The organism is Halioglobus sp. D3-4 (genome assembly GCF_055809315.1).
This window is the reverse complement of record NZ_CM147907.1, coordinates 3,437,165-3,454,273: the sequence shown is the minus strand read 5'-3', so window position 1 is coordinate 3,454,273 and position 17,109 is coordinate 3,437,165. Positions and strand designations below refer to the sequence as shown.

At 58.0% G+C, this 17,109-nt stretch carries 14 protein-coding genes; 7 read left to right on the top strand and 7 right to left on the bottom strand.

Annotated features, from left to right (window positions below; translation table 11 throughout):
• Positions 1 to 7: 7 nt before the first annotated feature.
• The gene (speA, locus tag AC0L6S_RS14990; RefSeq protein ID WP_473424908.1) at positions 8 to 1,954 is read right to left on the bottom strand and encodes a biosynthetic arginine decarboxylase; all 1,947 of its coding nucleotides are present in this window, start codon (positions 1,952 to 1,954) and stop codon (positions 8 to 10) included.
• A 392-nt stretch (positions 1,955 to 2,346) separates the two neighbouring features.
• Between speA and AC0L6S_RS14985 the strand changes: the two genes are divergently transcribed.
• The 3 genes from AC0L6S_RS14985 (at position 2,347) to AC0L6S_RS14975 (ending at position 5,006) form a co-directional block, all read left to right on the top strand.
• Positions 2,347 to 2,571, top strand: coding sequence for a DUF1161 domain-containing protein (locus AC0L6S_RS14985; protein WP_473424907.1), 225 nt, complete (start codon positions 2,347 to 2,349; stop codon positions 2,569 to 2,571).
• A 149-nt stretch (positions 2,572 to 2,720) separates the two neighbouring features.
• Entirely contained in the window at positions 2,721 to 4,232 is a 1,512-nt protein-coding gene (locus AC0L6S_RS14980) for a lytic transglycosylase domain-containing protein (protein WP_473424906.1), read from the top strand.
• 21 nt (positions 4,233 to 4,253) lie between these two features.
• Positions 4,254 to 5,006 (top strand): NUDIX hydrolase, encoded by a 753-nt coding sequence (locus tag AC0L6S_RS14975; RefSeq protein WP_473424905.1) that lies wholly within the window; start codon positions 4,254 to 4,256, stop codon positions 5,004 to 5,006.
• On the opposite strand, the gene AC0L6S_RS14970 is transcribed toward AC0L6S_RS14975, so the two are convergent.
• Entirely contained in the window at positions 5,003 to 7,045 is a 2,043-nt protein-coding gene (locus tag AC0L6S_RS14970) for an NHL repeat-containing protein (RefSeq protein WP_473424904.1), read from the bottom strand. The two genes, AC0L6S_RS14975 and AC0L6S_RS14970, sit on opposite strands and share 4 nt — an antisense overlap.
• A gap of 226 nt (positions 7,046 to 7,271) precedes the next feature.
• Positions 7,272 to 8,240: an LLM class flavin-dependent oxidoreductase gene (locus AC0L6S_RS14965; RefSeq protein WP_473424902.1), complete on the bottom strand. Its 969-nt coding sequence runs from the start codon at positions 8,238 to 8,240 to the stop codon at positions 7,272 to 7,274.
• 114 nt (positions 8,241 to 8,354) lie between these two features.
• Between AC0L6S_RS14965 and AC0L6S_RS14960 the strand changes: the two genes are divergently transcribed.
• Positions 8,355 to 8,468, top strand: a complete 114-nt coding sequence (locus AC0L6S_RS14960; protein WP_473424901.1) for a PEP-CTERM sorting domain-containing protein — start codon at positions 8,355 to 8,357, stop codon at positions 8,466 to 8,468.
• Between the two features lie 62 nt (positions 8,469 to 8,530).
• On the opposite strand, the gene AC0L6S_RS14955 is transcribed toward AC0L6S_RS14960, so the two are convergent.
• The 4 genes from AC0L6S_RS14955 to AC0L6S_RS14940 form a co-directional block, all read right to left on the bottom strand.
• Positions 8,531 to 9,529 carry an endonuclease/exonuclease/phosphatase family protein gene (locus tag AC0L6S_RS14955; RefSeq protein ID WP_473424900.1) on the bottom strand — a complete coding sequence of 333 codons (999 nt, stop codon included), beginning with the start codon at positions 9,527 to 9,529 and terminating at the stop codon, positions 8,531 to 8,533.
• Positions 9,530 to 9,589: 60 nt separating this feature from the next.
• The gene (locus AC0L6S_RS14950) at positions 9,590 to 10,204 is read right to left on the bottom strand and encodes a DUF4136 domain-containing protein (RefSeq protein WP_473424898.1); all 615 of its coding nucleotides are present in this window, start codon (positions 10,202 to 10,204) and stop codon (positions 9,590 to 9,592) included.
• A 93-nt stretch (positions 10,205 to 10,297) separates the two neighbouring features.
• Positions 10,298 to 11,359, bottom strand: coding sequence for a DUF3080 family protein (locus AC0L6S_RS14945; protein ID WP_473424897.1), 1,062 nt, complete (start codon positions 11,357 to 11,359; stop codon positions 10,298 to 10,300).
• Positions 11,360 to 11,423: 64 nt separating this feature from the next.
• Complete coding sequence (locus AC0L6S_RS14940) at positions 11,424 to 12,044, bottom strand: glutathione S-transferase family protein (protein ID WP_473424896.1); 621 nt, start codon at positions 12,042 to 12,044, stop codon at positions 11,424 to 11,426.
• A gap of 178 nt (positions 12,045 to 12,222) precedes the next feature.
• Between AC0L6S_RS14940 and AC0L6S_RS14935 the strand changes: the two genes are divergently transcribed.
• From AC0L6S_RS14935 to AC0L6S_RS14925, 3 genes are all read left to right on the top strand, one after another.
• Complete coding sequence (locus AC0L6S_RS14935) at positions 12,223 to 12,651, top strand: c-type cytochrome (RefSeq protein WP_473424895.1); 429 nt, start codon at positions 12,223 to 12,225, stop codon at positions 12,649 to 12,651.
• A gap of 151 nt (positions 12,652 to 12,802) precedes the next feature.
• The gene (locus AC0L6S_RS14930) at positions 12,803 to 13,927 is read left to right on the top strand and encodes an efflux RND transporter periplasmic adaptor subunit (protein WP_473424894.1); all 1,125 of its coding nucleotides are present in this window, start codon (positions 12,803 to 12,805) and stop codon (positions 13,925 to 13,927) included.
• A gap of 3 nt (positions 13,928 to 13,930) precedes the next feature.
• On the top strand, positions 13,931 to 17,074 hold the full coding sequence (locus AC0L6S_RS14925) for an efflux RND transporter permease subunit (RefSeq protein WP_473424893.1): 3,144 nt from the start codon (positions 13,931 to 13,933) through the stop codon (positions 17,072 to 17,074).
• The last annotated feature ends 35 nt before the right edge of the window (positions 17,075 to 17,109 follow it).

The window sequence follows — 17,109 nt, the reverse complement described above, 5'->3', positions numbered from 1 at the left end:
CTCCGTTTCATTCGTGTTCAAAGTAGGTGTAGCCATGCAGGCTTTCCTTGAAAGCCTGCAGAATCGCCTGGCGTTGTGGAATACTGATTTTACCGCTGCGCACGGCGTCCTCTGCGACCAGGCGAAACTGCTCCTGCATCTTCTTGGGCTCGTACTCCACGTATTTGAGCACATCAAAGATGCTGTCGCCGTGGAATTCGCGCACAAACTCGAAGGTACCATCGGGGTTTATCGCGACGTTCACCACGTTGGTATCACCGAAGAGGTTGTGCAGGTCACCGAGAGTCTCCTGATAGGCGCCGACCAGAAATACGCCGAGATAGTAGTCTTCGTCGGCCTTCAGTTCGTGCAGGTTAAGGGTGCGGCTGATCCCCTGCGGGGTGGAAAACTTGTCAATCTTGCCATCGCAGTCACAGGTCAGGTCTGCCAGTACCGCTGATCGGGTGGGTTCCTCAGTCAGGCGGTGAATCGGCATGATGGGAAATACCTGGTCGATCGCCCACATGTCCGGCAGGGATTGGAACAGGCTGAAGTTGCCGTAGTAAATGTCGGACAACAGCTCCGGCAGGTTCTCCAGCTCGGGGGGTACCCGGTTCAGGTGCGGCAGTATTACAGCGATACGCTGCAACACGGCCAGATAGAAATTCTCTCCCAGCGCCCGCTCGCGCAGCGTGGCCTGGCCGTGGTGGAATTCCTCGCGCAACTCGTCGCGGTAGAACAGCGCATCGTTGTAGCACTCCTGGAAGTTCTGCTCACTCACAGTACCCAGCACCGCGGCCAGGTTGCTCAGGTTTTCGCTGCAATCCTCGGGGAGGCTCTCTGGTAGATCGCCGGGGTTGCTGTCGCGTACGTCGAGTATGTTAAAGAGCAGCATGGACGAATAGGCAACAGTAGCGCGGCCCGATTCAGTGATGATTACCGGGTGCGGGATGTCCAGTGGATCGAGCGTTTCGCAAATACTCTCCACAATATTGGTACAGTACTCCTGCAACTGATAGTTCATACTGTGCGTGGAGTTGGTGCGGGCGCCCTCATAGTCTACCGCCAGGCCGCCGCCGAGATCGAGATACCCCATGGGCGCACCTTCCTGCACCAGTCCGGCGTAGAACCGGCAGGCATCCAGCACCCCGCTGCGCACATTGCGGATGTTGGGTATCTGCGACCCCAGGTGACAGTGCAGTAGTTGCAGACAGTGCAGCATATCGGCGGCACGCAGTTCATCGACGATGGTGATAAGGGCGTCTGTGGAGAGTCCGAATATGGAGCGATCCCCGCTATCCTGGCTCCAGTGGCCATCCACCACCACGCTGTTTTTGATTCTTACGCCGATCAGTGGCTCGACGTTCAGCGCGCGGCTGCGCTCGATAAGAAGCGGCAGCTCGGTCAGTGATTCCAGCACGAAGAAGCAGGCAATGCCCATCTGTCGGGCGTAGAGGCCAAGATCGATAAACTCGGCATCCTTGTAGCCGTTGCAAATGATCAGGCTGTCGTGATCGCGTAACTGCGAGAGTGCAATGATTAGTTCCGCTTTGCTGCCTGCCTCCAGACCGTGATGGTAGCGGCGGCCGTAGTCGGCGATCTCCTCTATCACGTGACATTGCTGATTGACCTTGATGGGAAAGACGCCCCGGTAGTTGTTGCGGTAACCACCGCGCTCGATAGCCAGCGCAAACGACTCGTTGAGCACCTTGATGCGCTGGTCCAGCAGGTTGCGGATGCGCAGTACTGCCGGCATGTGTAAGCCGCGCGCCCGCATGCCCAGTACGATGTCCATAATGGAGACCACAACCTGATGCTCACCAAAATCGACGTTGACCTGTGCCTCGCCCTGTTCAGAGAGATCAAAATATCCCGCACCCCAGGCATTGATGCCGTACAGCTCTGCGCTGCGCTCGCTGCTCCAGTCAGAATCGGCGTCAGCCGCGTTGGATTTGTCCCTTCGCTCTTTCAGCATGATGTGTAACGTCCTCTGCAATGCCATTGCCGACAGTCGCGCGTGCGTGGTGCATAGTAAAACGGTATATGAAGAAGATGACAAATCTGAATTCAGAGGCGCGCCATTCTCTCAACCACCCAGCAGAACGAAAATTGGTAGGTTGACTCTGCTTCAGGTGTCGGCTTGTGCAGCAGACGCTATGAAATGCCTGCTGCGACCGACCGGGCGGGGATTTTATGCCTGCCGAAAGAGAACGCAAGGTTTTTCTGGTTGTGTGTCGACAGGGAATGCCTGCGGGTGCGCAATTTTCACAATTTGAATAGGCGATTGCAGTCACTTTTACCATTGTGAGCGGTGGCACGTCGGGCGTAGTATGGCGCCAGTACCACTGCTCTCCTCAGGAGAAAATTATGCGTAAGATCACGATGGCACTGCTGGCGACTCTCATTGCTTCTCCTGCATTTGCTCAAACCAAAGACTGTGACGAACTCAAGGCCGAAATAGACGCAAAAATCGCCGCTAACGGCGTGGCCAGTTTTACTACCACCGTCGTTGACAGGGATGCCGCCGTGGATGGCGAGGTCGTCGGCAGTTGTGAGAACGGCAGCAAGAAGATCGTCTACAAGCGCGGCTAGTCGGTATTTGGTGGAAATCACATCCTGGAAACCCTGATCTGGCAGCTGAACGCCGCGACGCCTCAAATTGCAGAAGCGCATAGTTACACTATTGGGAAATTCTGATATAACCTAGCCCGGACACGTATTTATAGAAACGGGAGTGGCTTATGATCAGGGCAATGTTGATGCTGGCGCTGCTGCTCCCCAGCCTCAGTCTGAACGCCTCCAATTTTCCCCGGCCCGCTTCGCTGGAACCCGCTATTCAGTTCTGGATCAAGGTGTATACCGACGTCTCCACCGATCAGGGTTATGTTCACGACGACGAGAACCTGTCGGTAATCTACGAGGTCGTCGATTTACCGCCCGGGGCCAGCAGGGTCGTTCGCAATCAGCATATAGACGCTGCCACGAAACGCGTGCGCAGCGCACTGCGGGCTCTCGGACAGGGCAAGCGCGACGGCCTGAATCCCACCGAAGCCGCCGTGTTGGCGTCCTGGCCGGCAGGCACTAGCTCCCGGGTCTTCGCCAGCGCAGCAGATAATGTCCGCTTCCAGACCGGTCAATCCAATCGCTTCAAGGAGGGACTTGTTCGCTCAGGCAGATGGAAGCCGCATATCCGCGCCGTTCTGGCAAAATATGAGCTGCCGCCAGAACTGGATGTACTCCCGCACGTGGAATCCTCTTTTAACCCCTTCGCTCACTCCAAAGCAGCGGCGGCGGGTATGTGGCAGTTCATGCCGGCCACCGCGCGGGATTACATGCGTGTTGACGCGGTCATCGATGAGCGGATGGACCCGTATATTGCAACAGACGGCGCGGCCCGGCTCCTCAAGACCAATTACCGGGTAACCGGGACATGGCCGCTGGCCCTGACCGGATACAATCACGGCGCGGGTGGTATGGCGCGAGCCTCAAAGGCACTGGGCACTACGGACATTGACGTCATCATTCACAACTACAAGGGCAAGGCGTTCGGGTTTGCCTCTCGCAATTTCTACCCTTCTTTTTTGGCCGCATTGGAAATAGACCGCAACCCGGGCCGCTATGTCGGGCGGGTGGAAATCGACAGCCCCATCGCCTACGATGTGGTGACGGTGCAGGAGTATGTCTCCGCTCACGCACTGGCGCGGGAAGCTGGCATCGGGATCGACGAACTCAAACTGCACAACCCTGCGCTATTGGCGCCGGTATGGCAGGGTGAAAAGTACATTCCCCGTGACTATCCCATTCGCGTGCCCAGCGCGAAATTGGGAAAAACGCTGAACAGCACGGTGGCTTCACTCTCCAGTGATGCACGCTTGAGCCTGCAGAAGCCCGACCGTCTGCACCGTATCGCTCCGGGAGATTCCCTGTCCACCATCGCCCGGCGCTACGCGGTCTCTGTATCGGGGCTGATGGCGGCGAATGGATTGCGTAATCACTCTATCCAGGCAGGAAAAACGCTAATTCTGCCGGGCCGTGCGGGAAGTGAGCCTCTCACGGCTGAACACATCGCAAGTACGCGTGCTCGTCTCGCCGGTGAGCAACCCAGTGAGTATGTTATTCGCACCGGCGACTCGCTGTGGAGTATCGCACGGCGCTTCAAGGTGTCTACGCAACAACTGGTGGCGTGGAATGGCATTTCGGACAAGAAACCAATACAGCCTGGGCAGAAGCTCAAAGTAGCTAGTGCCGGTTGAGGATGGGTATGGCTTCGCCAGGTGGCAAATAGCGGTATGAATGGCGACGAGCAGCGTGACTCTACCTACATCTCCAACGCCGAGTTGCGCGGCAAGGGGCGTGCGGTGCGGCCCAAAGATGCCGCTACCCTGCTGATCGTGCGCAAAGGTGGAAAAGAGCCACGCGTACTGATGGGCAAGCGGGCCGCCACACACAAATTTATGCCGAACAAGTTTGTGTTCCCGGGGGGTAGGGTGGATCCCGGTGACGGCCGCATCGTGCCGCCTCACGATTTACACCCTGATGTGATGGCGCGGTTGTGCCGGGGGTGTTCACAATCCCGGGCGCGTGCGCTGGCGATGGCCGCCATTCGCGAGACTTACGAGGAGACCGGGCTGGTTATCGGAGAGCCCCACACGCCGACACTGAAGACCCGCTCCCCGCAGTGGGCTGATTTCCTTCAGCACGATGTCAATCCGCGGCTGGACGTTCTGCAACTGATCGCCAGGGCCATTACCCCGCCGTACCGCAGTCGCCGCTTCGACGCGCGTTTCTTCATGATTGACGCCGAGCATATACAGGGAGAGGTGCACGAGCGCCCGCAGGGTTCCGGCGAGTTACTGGACTTGCACTGGGTGGGCATCTCCCGGGCCCAGCAGATGGATCAGCTCCCGCATATTACACGCTCCGTATTGCAGGTGTTGGAGCAACGCCTGCGAGACGGCGCCGGGCCGGGAACGCGCGGACCCTTTGTCCACACGCGTTACGGCAAATCGGTGATCGATACGATTTAGGGTTGTTGCGGCGGGCCGATCAGGGGCGCTTTCACCGGGGCGGCGAGGCCGATATACACCACCATCGCATCGCCTACAGGGTCTGTCTGGATAGGCAGGTCCTTCCAGTTGTTGGTGAGCCAGACATTACCGGAGGAATCGATTTCCACGGCGGTATTCCTGTCAAGTAAGTCGCTGTGGTAGCCGGTGCCATCCGGTGATAGCGCATCGCCGGTATTCACACCCGCAGGGCAGCTATCCGCTCTGGCACCGCAAAACTGCGATACGCCGCCCTTGGTAAAGTTTGCCACCCAGACGTTGTCCGAGCCATCAACAGCAATACCCCAGGGAATGGTTATGCCGCCTGGCGGTGTATAGTTCTGCACCAGTGGGTCATCCGGGCGAGTGTTGAGCTGGACACCGTCGAGGTTGACCATCGCAATGCCGCCATAGGTGGCCGGTGGTTTGTTGATTGGCGGCGGGCAAGGCAGGTCGATTTCGCCGGACAGCGAGACCCAGATATTCCCGAGGCTGTCGGAGGCTACGCCCATGGGTAGTGACGTCGAGCCGAGATCGTAGTCACGCAGGCGGGTAGCATCGCTGGCAAACGCCATGATGTTGCCGCTCAAGGTTCCGCTGACCCAGGCGACATCGTTGGTGTCGAAGGCGATATCAAAGGGTTTCTCGAAATTGTCTTCGGAGATCGCCTGCCAGTTGTTGGGATCACCGTTGCGATAGATAGTGACGTCTACCTGTTCGTTATCGATGATCTGGCCGTTGCAGCTCGCGATCCAGATATCACCTTGCGGATTGGCCACGGTACCCTGCGGCCAGCCGATACCACCCTGCGTCCAACCGCCATCCTGCGGGTTGTGATCGAGAGGGTCGAACTTTTGTGCATCCGGAGATAGCGGCGTACCTTCGGCGGTGAACTGGGATACGCTGTTGTTCGCGATATCGATCGGGCAGGTGCTGCCTTTGAAACCGTAATTGCCCACCCATATGTCATTGGTCTGTGGCGCTATGGTGACACCGTAGCCGGCACCGAGTACGCCGCCACCGGTGAAAGTATCTACATCCCCGGTCGCCGGATCCATACGGAACAGCAGCTGGCTGGCACAGTCCGGCAGGACATAGGTTTCGCTGGTTACAAGGTTGTTAACGATCCACATCTGCCCTTCCTGATCAAATGCCATATTGCCGGGTCCGGCAAGATTCGTGGGGTTCCCCTTAAACAGCAGTGACAGTGTCCACGCTGCCGGTGCATTGCTGCCCAGATCAGGTTGATAGGCATCGCTTGCTACCAGGTTGAACAGCGGTACCGGGGACAGCCAGGGCGTCTTCGCCAGGTTAGCCATCGCTCGGAATGTGTCCTGTGCCGCTACACCGTTCAGCGGCAGGGCGAGTTGTAGTATCGATTGGCAAACTGCGGCATCGCTGGCACAACTGGCTAGCAAGTTGCCCAGTTCATTAAATGTGCGTAGCGCGCTGAACGTGGATTGTGGGTCGTTGTCATCGTTGGTAATGGTTGCGCCCGGTGCGCCGGTTTCTACATTGACAAGATTGCGCAGGAGCCTGGGCGCCATTTCCAATCCAATGCTGTTGCCTTCCAGTGTCGGTCCGTCGATAAATTGTGCCAGTGCAAATGCAGAAGCCACGGTGGTTAACTCATTGATGGTGATATTGCTTATCTCTGGCTCTGCGCCGAGTACACTGGCCAGGACAAACTCCGTAGGAACACCCTGTGCCTGTGAGGCGATCCGCCCACCACTGCTGGTGAGGTAGATAACAGCGGAAGAATCGGCCGGTGCGTTGTAACTGAATTCAAACGCGCCGCTGTCGTCAGTGTTGCCTGCCCCCAGTGCCTCTGCGCCATCGCTGCTGCTGTATACGTGTACGGTGGCAGAGGCAACGGGCAGCCCGCTGCTGAGTAAGGTGCCCGCGATGAGCTGCTGCACGGCGTTGTTATTGCTATCCGATGAGCTGCAGCTTGCCAGAAGTGCGGTGAGAGCGACCCATAGCAGGACGCGAGATAGTGATTCTTTGGGGGAAAAGCGCATAGGGATCCTCCTGTCGGGGAGCGACTTGCTGTTATGCAGGCGCAAATAGCCGTGTGTGATCGATGCGCTTTTTTATACCACTTCACGCGGCGCTTTCAAATCGAAAAGCGGCTGAAAATAAAGATCGATCCCGCTGTGTCATATTGGTGGGTGCGGTTCGGGGAGTGTTGTGGCGTATAGCGAGTCGTCTCGGTGATGCCTGGGAGCCGGGCTCGCCATAGGGGGCTCAGAAAGAGGGCAGAACCTTCTCGCCAAACAAGCGCATGGAACGATCTACCACTGCCAGATCGGGGCCACCGAAATTCATCAGGCAGGCGATGTGCCCGATACCTATCGCTTCATAGCGGCGTATCTGATCGATACACTGCTGTGGTTCGCCGATAATGAAGTGATCATCGCAGAGGACCCGCAGCTCGCGATCAGACTTGTCCAGAGAGGTGACACTCTCGTGTCCCCAGGCGTCGTAGAGCGCCAGCAGTGCTCGCGCGTAAAAGTTCTCGGCTTCCTTTCTCTGCGCTGCGTTGGCGACCACGCAGACAATCCGATTCAGCGCAGGCTTGCGTGGAGCCTTGTCGTGCGCTGCGAGGGCCTCGTGGTAGGCACCTACCAGAGCGCTCACCTCAGCAAGCTTCTGCGTGGTACTGATCAGGTATTCATCGCCCAGCCGCGCCGCCCGGTCGATCGCCGCTGCAGCATGACCGCCTACATAGATGGGTGGATTCGGGCGTTGCAGTGGCAGCGGAAAGAGCTCGAAGTCCTGTAGGTCAAAGTTGCCGCTGCGCTGCGTGACTCGCTCCCCATGCCATAGCCGCCGGATCAGCGTAAGGCCCTCTTCGAGCTGTCTCCCGCGGTGTTTTCCCTGCATGCCGAAGGCGCGCATGTCGCGTTCGGAATAGCCATTGGCAATGCCCAGACACAGCCTGCCATCACACAGCACATCCAGCATTGCTGCCTCTTGGGCAACACGGAGAGGGTGATGAATGGGCAGCAACAACATATTGGTGCCCAGACGAATTTTACTGGTCACCGGTGCCAGGGCAGCCAGTGCCATCAGCGGATCGGGGTACATCATTCGCTGTGAGTGGTGTTCATGCGTCCAGAGAGTTTGAAAGCCAAGGGCTTCGGCCAGCGTTGACTGGGCGCGCATAGCGTTGAAGTCGGGCTGGGATTGCACTGGCGCAAATCCGAATTCCATAGAGCTGCTCCTTGTGTACGAGGGGCTGTGCAGAAGACCGGTACTGTCTGCGGTTTATCGGTCTGCACCTGCGTAAGCTATTGCAGAGTATACGTGGATCACGCTGGTATATAAGTGCTGAAATCCGTTCTGGTGGAAGCTATTGATGAAGTCCCCGTGCCTGGCACATTTGGCCTGCTGGCCTTAGGAGGACTGGGCCTGGGGCAGATGCGCCGCAAGCAGTCCTGATACTGCGATTGTAGAAGCGTATGGAAGAGCCCGGTATCAGCCGGGCTTTTCTCCCTTGTTGGCTATAGGCACTCGATACTCGTATCGGGGCTGCCGCTCCAACTGAAAGCAACCGCCAGAGGGTCATGATCACTCAGTGGTTCTGCGGTGGGAGTGATAAATTTGGCGGTTTCAAACTGACAATAGCCAGGCAGCAGCGTCAGCATGTCATTGGAGCGGAAGAAGAACTTGTCGATAGCCTCCTCATCGATCACGCCCTGAGCAATACAGGCGTCGCTGAGTCCGGTTTGCGTTGTCAGGAAGTCCAGGTTGGCGGCGTCGTGACTGCGACTGAGGCGCATATTGAAATCGCCCCCGAGAATGATTGCCCGGCCATCCGAGTACATCGCGATAAACGCCACCAGATCCTGCGTGTTGATTGCCTTCAGCGCGATGTCACCCTCTTTATTTCCCGCTTCACCGTGCACGTTGTATACGTCGACGCAAACACCGGGAGTGAGCTCTGTGCGAGCTACGCTGAAGCCCTTGAAGGCCAGGCAATCGCCGGAATTATTATCGCATCCGCTCCACGCCTGCCGGGTAATTGCGCCAAAGGGAAACTGCGAGAACCGGTTGAGTCCATCACTGACGAGGGCACCGGGTCGGGAGGGGTCATTACCCAGCGGTAACGGAGCCGGGACAGACTGGTAAGGGTGCATCGCATCGGCCTTGAGTAATTCGTGATATACGCGCAGTGGAGCAATCGGGTTGGGGTCTGGAGTCTCCCAATCCTCTTGGGTAAGCACCAGGTCGTAATCATTCAGCAGAGGGCTGATCAGGGGAGTGTTCGCCAGAGGGCTGGAACTCGATATTGGCTCGGGCAATCCTGCAACGTTGTAGCTCAGCGCGACAAACTCGCCCGAAAGCACTGATGCACTGCCCTCACCCGACGGGCTGTTACTGTCGCTGCAGGCGCTGATCATGCAGCACAGGAGGACGGCGAGGCCGTAGCTGGCTGCGTGCTGTGTTTTTCCGACACGCACTGCAGCGTCGGGAGATGCAGGGTATGTGGAGTATCGCATTAGGGTATCCTCCCCGGGGCTGGTTGTGATTATGTTATGCGAACGGCGACGTCAGGCAACTCAGGGCGGGAAGGACGCAAAAATCGCAGTGGCTGTCGCGTTGTATTTGTCCTGGTCCTGCCTGTGATTGCCTTTCATGCGTGAGTGGATGACGCTGCGCCAGACCGACTTCTTCAGCTTGGGGTCGATCATGTCGACGATAAAGGTGCCCTCGGTATAGTTGCTGACCGTCACCTCAGTCCCTCCCATACAACTCCAGCAATTGTAACCGGCGTAGCGGTTGTAACGGCCGTAGTAGCCGGCATAGCCCACGCCGGGCGTATTCCAGGTCTGTACGCTGGTCTTGTCCTGGGTAAACAGGCTCCAGCTCACCAGCAGATCGGCCTTGCTGGTGTCTTTGACGATCTCAAAACCCTTGTTTCTCAGCGCAAATGCCAGCGCATCGTCGATGCGGTCACGCTGCATATCGCTGAGCTGCAAAGGGTTGTCACCCAGCACCTGCCCGGAATCATCGTAAAACGCGATCGTTTTCACAGCCTGAAAGTCATAGTCCGCTTTGTAGTCTATGGTCGGCGTGGGAGGGCCGCTGACGCAGGCTGAGAGGAAAATGCCGACGAGCGCGGCGAGGAAAGTGAATCTGGCTGTGCGCAGTGCGGTAGAACCTGGATGTTTCATGAAATCTCCTTCAGCTGTGACAGCCCATGGTGGTGAGTGTGTGCAGTGTAGCCAATTTCAGGCGCGGGGGCACGACTTGCTATTGGGTGACGGTCACGGCGGCACTTCGCAAGCTTGTCGATTTTGCAATAGCTTTCTCAGCTGGTTTAGATGCTGAGCCGGTCTGTCGGCAAGTGCCGCCGTGTAGTGGTTTCTGTGCGCGAGCCAACTGCGATATTGTGGTGCAAGCGCTCCCGCCAGTTGTTTTTCCAATGCCTCGATCGGTGCTGTCACTCTCCGGTAGTGCGAATTGGCATGGGTGGCCAGCGGTTGTATTACGTCGATAAAGTAACTGCGTGCCAGCGCGATACGTCTGAGGGACGGCGCCTCGCGCTGACTTGCGCTGCACGAAGCAGTTGTTGCCAACGCTTGCGCGATGGGCCGATCTGTGGCCGTCAGCCAGTCGATCTGGCGGGACCATCTCGCCAGCGCTTGACCGCCCTCGCCCCCGGCCACGGCGCCCAACAACAGTTCCAACTCGAGATTTTGCACACGGTAATCGCCGTTGAGCCAGCGCTGGGTCAGGCGGTTGATGCCCTCGAGTGCCGATATTGCTACACCGGCATCGCTGCGTGGATAGTCACTGACCGCTGGCGTTGCAAGCCAGAAGGCCGTGTACTCTTCGCTGCCCAGTGTGGCGTTGGAAATCAGCTGTGGCAGTTGTGCCTGTATTGCCCGCCTCGCGGCTTCTAGCCTGTCCGCCAGCGTGTGACCGCTGTCGGCCCGCAACTGCCGGATGCAGTTCGGTACCAGATGCAGGAATTCCAGTGCCATAATCAGTCGCTGCGAGGGTTTGGCGAAATGGGCGAGGGCAGTCTGGCGTTTTCGAATATTGGCCTGTACGGCGCAGCCGCTCAGTCGGCTGGTGTCCAAACCCTCGATCCTGCTGGGGGCAATAGGCACTTGCCACTTACCTGGTGCCGGCAGCGGCGCTGTCAGTGCGGGCACAGCAGCGGCCACTGCACCCGGCAGGGCGAGATCCAGTTGATTTAGATAGCGTTTGAAAGGCGAGTCTGGCCCATCGCTGTGGCAGGACGGCACCAGCGCGAGGACCAGACAGCACAGGAACCGTGCAACCGGGTCGGGTAAGAGCGGGGTGGCCAGCCGCTGCTGCATACACGGATTCCTCGATCAGAATCCTCCGTTATAGCGCAACGGGTGCGCGGTTGCGGCATCAAATTCAGCCCAGATGTGCGTTGGCGCGCTGGTACCAGTCCAGCAGGTGAGTACACTCCTGCGGCACCGCCTGTTTGATCCATGACAGGAAATCAATAGCCACCAGTAGGTCGATATCGGCGACGCTGAAGTTGTCACCCGCTACCCAGGGTGTAGCGGCGAGGTGTGCGTCCAGCTCCGGCAGGATATGCCCGATCTGTAACAGGCCGCGCTCCACCATTTCCGGGATTTGCGGCGTATCCAGCGGACCGGGCAGGGCGCGGTTGACAAAGGATTTGCCGCGATTGCGCAGTACGCTGGCGATCGCCATCATCAGGCCGCAGAACAGTTTGTGAGACCAACTGATCACCAGCGCTCGCTCGGTGGCCGTGGAGCCCATCAGGGGTGGCTCGGGGTATAGTTCGTCCAGATAGGCGTACATGCCGACGACTTCCGTGAGCAGGGTGCCGTCGTCCAGTACCAGTGCGGGGACGCTGCAGGCGGGATTGATCTTTCTGTAGGTGTCAGAAAGCTGCTCAGCAGCCATCATATCCACTTGCTGTGTGTCGATTTCAATGCCTTTGAGCTGCAAAAACAATGCGAGACGTCGGGGGTTAGGCGCTGGGTCGAAGGTGTACAGTTTCATGATTTTCATTCCTTGTGCAGGACAAATTTATTGCGCGCGGCCAGCGTAAGCGCTGCCAGTAAGTCAACCTGCCAGTGTGTCGTGCTTTTCTGCGCCGGGCAATAGTTTCGTCACCTACGTTTTCCCGACACGCAATAAGCGGCTATAATGCGCGCCTTACCAAAGAGAGGATTGTATTGTGATTAATCGTGTAGCTATCAGTTTTATGGCGATTCTACTGGCCGCAGGCGCGTTTGCCGCGGACCTGACGGATGCCCAGCGCGCCGCCATAGAAGAGCGGATCAAGCCCGTGGGCGAGCCCTGTCTGGAAGGGGATAACTCCTGCGGCGCGCCCGCAGTAGCCGCCGCCCCCGCTGGGCCGCGCAGCGGTGAGGAGGTTTACAACGCCGCCTGTATGGCCTGCCACAGCACCGGTGCTGCAGGCGCTCCCAAAGTCGGCGATGCCGTTGCCTGGGCGGATCGTATTGCCAAGGGTACTGATGTGCTCTATGTCAGCGGCGTGGAAGGTGTTCCAGGTACTGGCATGATGGCGAAAGGCGGTTGTATGAGCTGTTCCGATGAGGAGGTTCACGCCGCAGTTGATTATATGGTGGTCAACAGCCAGTAACTGCCATGCAGTACAGCGAGGCCGCAGTGCATCGGCGCTGCGGCCTTTTTTTGTTGTGTCATGTGCGCCCGCATCTTAGGCACACACAGGCGGCATACCCTGTTAGTATCTGTCGGGTCAGGCAACAATATGTAAATCGGGAGATACCGTTGTGAACAAACCCATTGCCATACTGGCTCTCGGTATGACCCTGCTCTTTGCGTGTTCCGGGGAAGTGCCGGCACCTCCACCGCTGTCGGTGGTAGTCGACACCGTTGTGCGCGAGCCCTTTCAGCCCATTTATCGCCATGTTGGCCGTTTACAAGCGCAGGACGATGTGGCGATACGGGCCCGCGTCACCGGTTATCTGCTGAGTCGGGATTTTCGCGAGGGTGAACTCGTTCAGGCGGGCGACGTGCTGTACACGATTGATGCCTCTGAATACGAGGCAGCTCTGGCTAGCGCGAAGGCTGATCTGGCAGCTGCGCAGGCCAACCAGGTCAATGCCCAGGGCAATTATCTGCGCGGTAAGGAATTATTGCCCAAGGGTGCCATTTCGCAATCCGAGATGGACAATCTCAAAGCCCTGAAGCGCGATGCGGACGCACGCATCGAAGCGGCGCAAGCCCAGGTGACCAGCGCTGAGGTGAACCTCGGGTTTACCAGGATTATCGCACCTATTACCGGCCGCATCGGGCGCAGTTCAGCCAGCGTCGGTGATCTGGTAGGCCCCAATACCGGTGATCTCACCACACTGGTCAGTATCGATCCGATCGACGCCGTATTCCAGGTGAGTGAAGCGACGTATGTGGCTGCAATCGGCCAGAACCTCGAGCACGACAGGGATCTGCGATCTATCGAGCGGATTGAGGTCAGCCTGGAACTGACCACTGGTGCGACTTACCCGGAGGTCGGCAATATTTATTACATGGCCAATCGTATCGATCAGGCCACCGGTACGCTGGAGACGCGGGCGCGCATTCCCAATCCGCATTCAGCACTGGTGCCCGGCCAGTACGTGCGTGTGATTCTACGCGATACTGAATTATCGGAGGGATTGTTTATTCCACAGTCTGCAGTACAGGCGGATCAGCAGGGCAGCTTCGTGCTGGTGGTAACCACCGACGGCACAGTAGTGCGGCACAATGTAACGCTGGGAGAGCGGCGTGAGGACAAGGTGCTGGTGATGGAAGGTGTTGATGAGGGCGATCAGGTGATTGTGCGTGGTTTGCAGCAGGTGCGGCCGGGAATGGTGGTGCAAAGCAAATCACTTCCCGGCCTCGAGCAGCAGGGCTGAGCGATGTTCAGCGCTTTTTTCATAAATCGGCCCAAGTTTGCGCTGGTGATCGCCATTGTCATGACTCTGGCGGGGGGGCTGTCGATCTATATGCTCCCTGTCACCGAGTACCCGCATATCTCACCACCGAATATTGTGGTGAGCGGCATATATCCCGGTGCTTCCGCCGAAGTTGTCGAGGCCACGGTCGCCGCGCCGATTGAGGATGCGGTGAACGGCGTGGAGGATATGATCTATATGTCCTCCAAGAGCGCTAATGACGGTAGCTACTCGTTGACGGTAACGTTCAAAGTCGGTGCTGATCCGGATATGGCGCTGGTTCGGGTGCAAAACCGCGTGAAACTGGCGGAGCCTTCGCTGCCCGCCGAAGTGCGTGCTATGGGTTTGAGCATTGCCGAACGCTCGCCGGATATGCTCAAAATTGTGAGCTTCACTTCGTCCGACAATTCACTCGATTACAAATTCATCTCCAATTACGTGAAGATAAACGTGCAGAGTGCCCTCGCGCGGGTCGAAGGTATATCTGCGGCAGATATACTCGGTGAGGCCGACTACTCAATGCGCCTGTGGCTGGACCCGGATCGCATGACCAACCTCGGGCTGTCTGTCGCCGATATACGCGCCGCACTGCTGGAGCAGAATGTGCAGGTGGCGGCTGGCAAAATCGGCGCGCCGCCGTTCGACGGCTCCCTGCAGACTGAGTACACCTTGCGGGCCAAGGGTCGCCTGCAGGATGTTGAGGAGTTCAACAACATCGTATTGCGTGCACGCAATGACGGCTCCGCCATCTATCTGCGCGATGTCGCGAGAGTAGAGTTGGGGCAGGCGGAATACAATTTTTCGGGGGAGATCAATGGCAGCCCGGCAGTCAATGTCGCGCTGTATACTCTCGCCGATGCCAATGCCCTGGCTGCCGGTGCTGCCGTAGACAAGACAGTGGAGGAATTGTCCCGGTATTTTCCCGAAGGCCTGGAATACGTGATCAGTTATGACACTACGCGCTATGTTTCAACAGCCGTCCAGCAGGTCCTCGTCTCTCTCTTTCAGGCCGTCGCTTTGGTCATCGCGATCACCTTCCTGTTTCTGGGCAGCTGGCGTGCCACCCTAGTGCCCGCGGTGGCGATACCGGTGTCCCTCATCGCGACCTTTACCGTGCTGCAGATGCTGGGTATGTCGATCAACACGGTCACATTGTTTGGCCTGATTCTGGCGATCGGTATTGTGGTGGACGACGCGATTCTGGTGATCGAAAACTGCGATCGTCACATGCGCGAAGATCCGACGATGTCGGCCAAAGAGGCCACATTGATCACCATGCGCGAGGTGGGTGGTGCCATCATCGCCACCACGCTGGTATTGCTAGCGGTTTTTGTACCCGTGGCCATGCTGCCTGGCATCACCGGTGAGATGTACCGTCAGTTTGCCGTGACGATTTGCGTTGCGGTGGTGTTTTCGTCAGTGAATGCACTGACACTGAGCCCGGCATTGTGCAGCCTGCTACTGCAATCGGGTGGCCGCAAGGATGCCATGTGGTATCAGAAATTTCTTGCCGCTTTCGGCAAGGTCACCGGGGTGTATGATTCCGGTGTGCAGTGGGTGCTGCGCAAACTGTTAATCGTCGCGGTCATTTTCTTCGCGTGGATGGGGGCACTGGCATTTGGCGTAATGAACACCCCAACCGGCTTTGTGCCTTCCGAGGATAAGGGCTTGTTGCTGGTGAATATCCAGTTGCCTGATGCCTCTTCGCTATCGCGCACCAAAGTCGTGGTGGACAAGGTTACCGCTATCCTCGCAGAGGACCCGGCCGTGGAGGTGGTGACAGCGATCACCGGGTTTTCTGTTCTCAGCGGCGCAATGAGCAGCAACGGCGCGACGTTGTTCGTGGTTCTCAAACCATGGGATGAGCGCACTGCACCGCAAAACGTCGCATTTAATGTAGCCGCGCGGATAAACGGGCAGGCATTTGTGGAGGTGCCTGAAGCACAGGTCTATGCCATCGCGCCGCCTGCTGTGCCGGGCATGGGCGCCGTGGGCGGCCTGGAGTTAATGCTGCAGGACACGCTGTCGCGACCGCCGGCAGAATTGGCCGCTGTGCTGAATGATGTCATCGTGGACGGCAACCAGACACCCGGGCTACAAAGTGTTTTCAGCACCTACCGGGCCAATGTGCCGCAGTACTTCATCGATGTCGATCGCATCAAAGCAAAGAATCTGGGTGTGTCACTGGACGAGATTTTCCTGACGCTGCAGGCACAGATGGGCTCGCTGTACGTGAATGATTTCAATAAGTTCGGCCAGACCTACAAGGTTATTATGCAGGCAGAGGCGCCGTTCCGCTCGGATCTGGCAGACATGGATCATTTCTTCCTGAAGTCGGCAGACGGGGAGATGGTGCCACTGGATGCACTGGTAACCACGCGCCCGGTACTGGGCCCGGAAGTGGCGCCGCGATACAACATGTTTCGCGCTGCTTCCGTACGCGCTAACGTGGCACCCGGCTACAGCTCGGGTGAGTCGATGAAGATCTTCGAGAACCTCATCGCGACAACCGTGCCATCAGGCTATCGCATGGAGTGGACAGGCATGGCCTACCAGGAGCGGGAGGCTGGCAATGTCGCAATATACGCCTACGCCCTGGCACTCATCTTCGTGTACCTGTTTCTGGTGGCGCAGTACGAGAGCTGGTCCATTCCCATCGCCATCATTCTGGTGGTACCAATGGCCATTGGCGGAGCGATAGCAGCACTGTTGATGTCCGGAGTCGCGCTTAATCTCTACGCCCAGATCGGGGTGGTGTTGCTGATCGGGATGGCGGCAAAGAATGCCATTCTGATCGTCGAGTTTGCACGCCATCAGCGTGAGGAAGAGGGTGTGGATATCCTGGTCGCCGCGCGCGAGGCGGGTCGCCTGCGTTTCAGAGCCGTGTGCATGACAGCAGCATCGTTTATACTGGGCATTCTGCCATTGGTCTTTGCCAGCGGTGCCGGCGCATTCGGGCAGCGCTCTCTCGGCATAACCGTGTTTGGCGGCATGCTCGCCGCACTGCTGGTCGGCACAGTCTTTATCCCCGGCTTCTATGCCATCGTGCAGTCGCTGCGCGAGCGGGTGAAACGCAAGCTCGGCTTTGCGGTATCGGGAGGCGAGTAGGCGCTATCGCACGCGTGTGTGAGTGCTTTTGTGAT

What these genes read in the sequence shown, in the direction of transcription:
- speA (WP_473424908.1), bottom strand. Translation starts at nt 1,954, where the DNA reads ATGCTGAAAGAGCGAAGGGACAAATCCAACGCGGCTGACGCCGATTCT.
- AC0L6S_RS14985 (WP_473424907.1), top strand. Translation starts at nt 2,347, where the DNA reads ATGCGTAAGATCACGATGGCACTGCTGGCGACTCTCATTGCTTCTCCT.
- AC0L6S_RS14980 (WP_473424906.1), top strand. Translation starts at nt 2,721, where the DNA reads ATGATCAGGGCAATGTTGATGCTGGCGCTGCTGCTCCCCAGCCTCAGT.
- AC0L6S_RS14970 (WP_473424904.1), bottom strand. Translation starts at nt 7,045, where the DNA reads ATGCGCTTTTCCCCCAAAGAATCACTATCTCGCGTCCTGCTATGGGTC.
- AC0L6S_RS14965 (WP_473424902.1), bottom strand. Translation starts at nt 8,240, where the DNA reads ATGGAATTCGGATTTGCGCCAGTGCAATCCCAGCCCGACTTCAACGCT.
- AC0L6S_RS14955 (WP_473424900.1), bottom strand. Translation starts at nt 9,529, where the DNA reads ATGCGATACTCCACATACCCTGCATCTCCCGACGCTGCAGTGCGTGTC.
- AC0L6S_RS14950 (WP_473424898.1), bottom strand. Translation starts at nt 10,204, where the DNA reads ATGAAACATCCAGGTTCTACCGCACTGCGCACAGCCAGATTCACTTTC.
- AC0L6S_RS14945 (WP_473424897.1), bottom strand. Translation starts at nt 11,359, where the DNA reads ATGCAGCAGCGGCTGGCCACCCCGCTCTTACCCGACCCGGTTGCACGG.
- AC0L6S_RS14940 (WP_473424896.1), bottom strand. Translation starts at nt 12,044, where the DNA reads ATGAAACTGTACACCTTCGACCCAGCGCCTAACCCCCGACGTCTCGCA.
- AC0L6S_RS14925 (WP_473424893.1), top strand. Translation starts at nt 13,931, where the DNA reads ATGTTCAGCGCTTTTTTCATAAATCGGCCCAAGTTTGCGCTGGTGATC.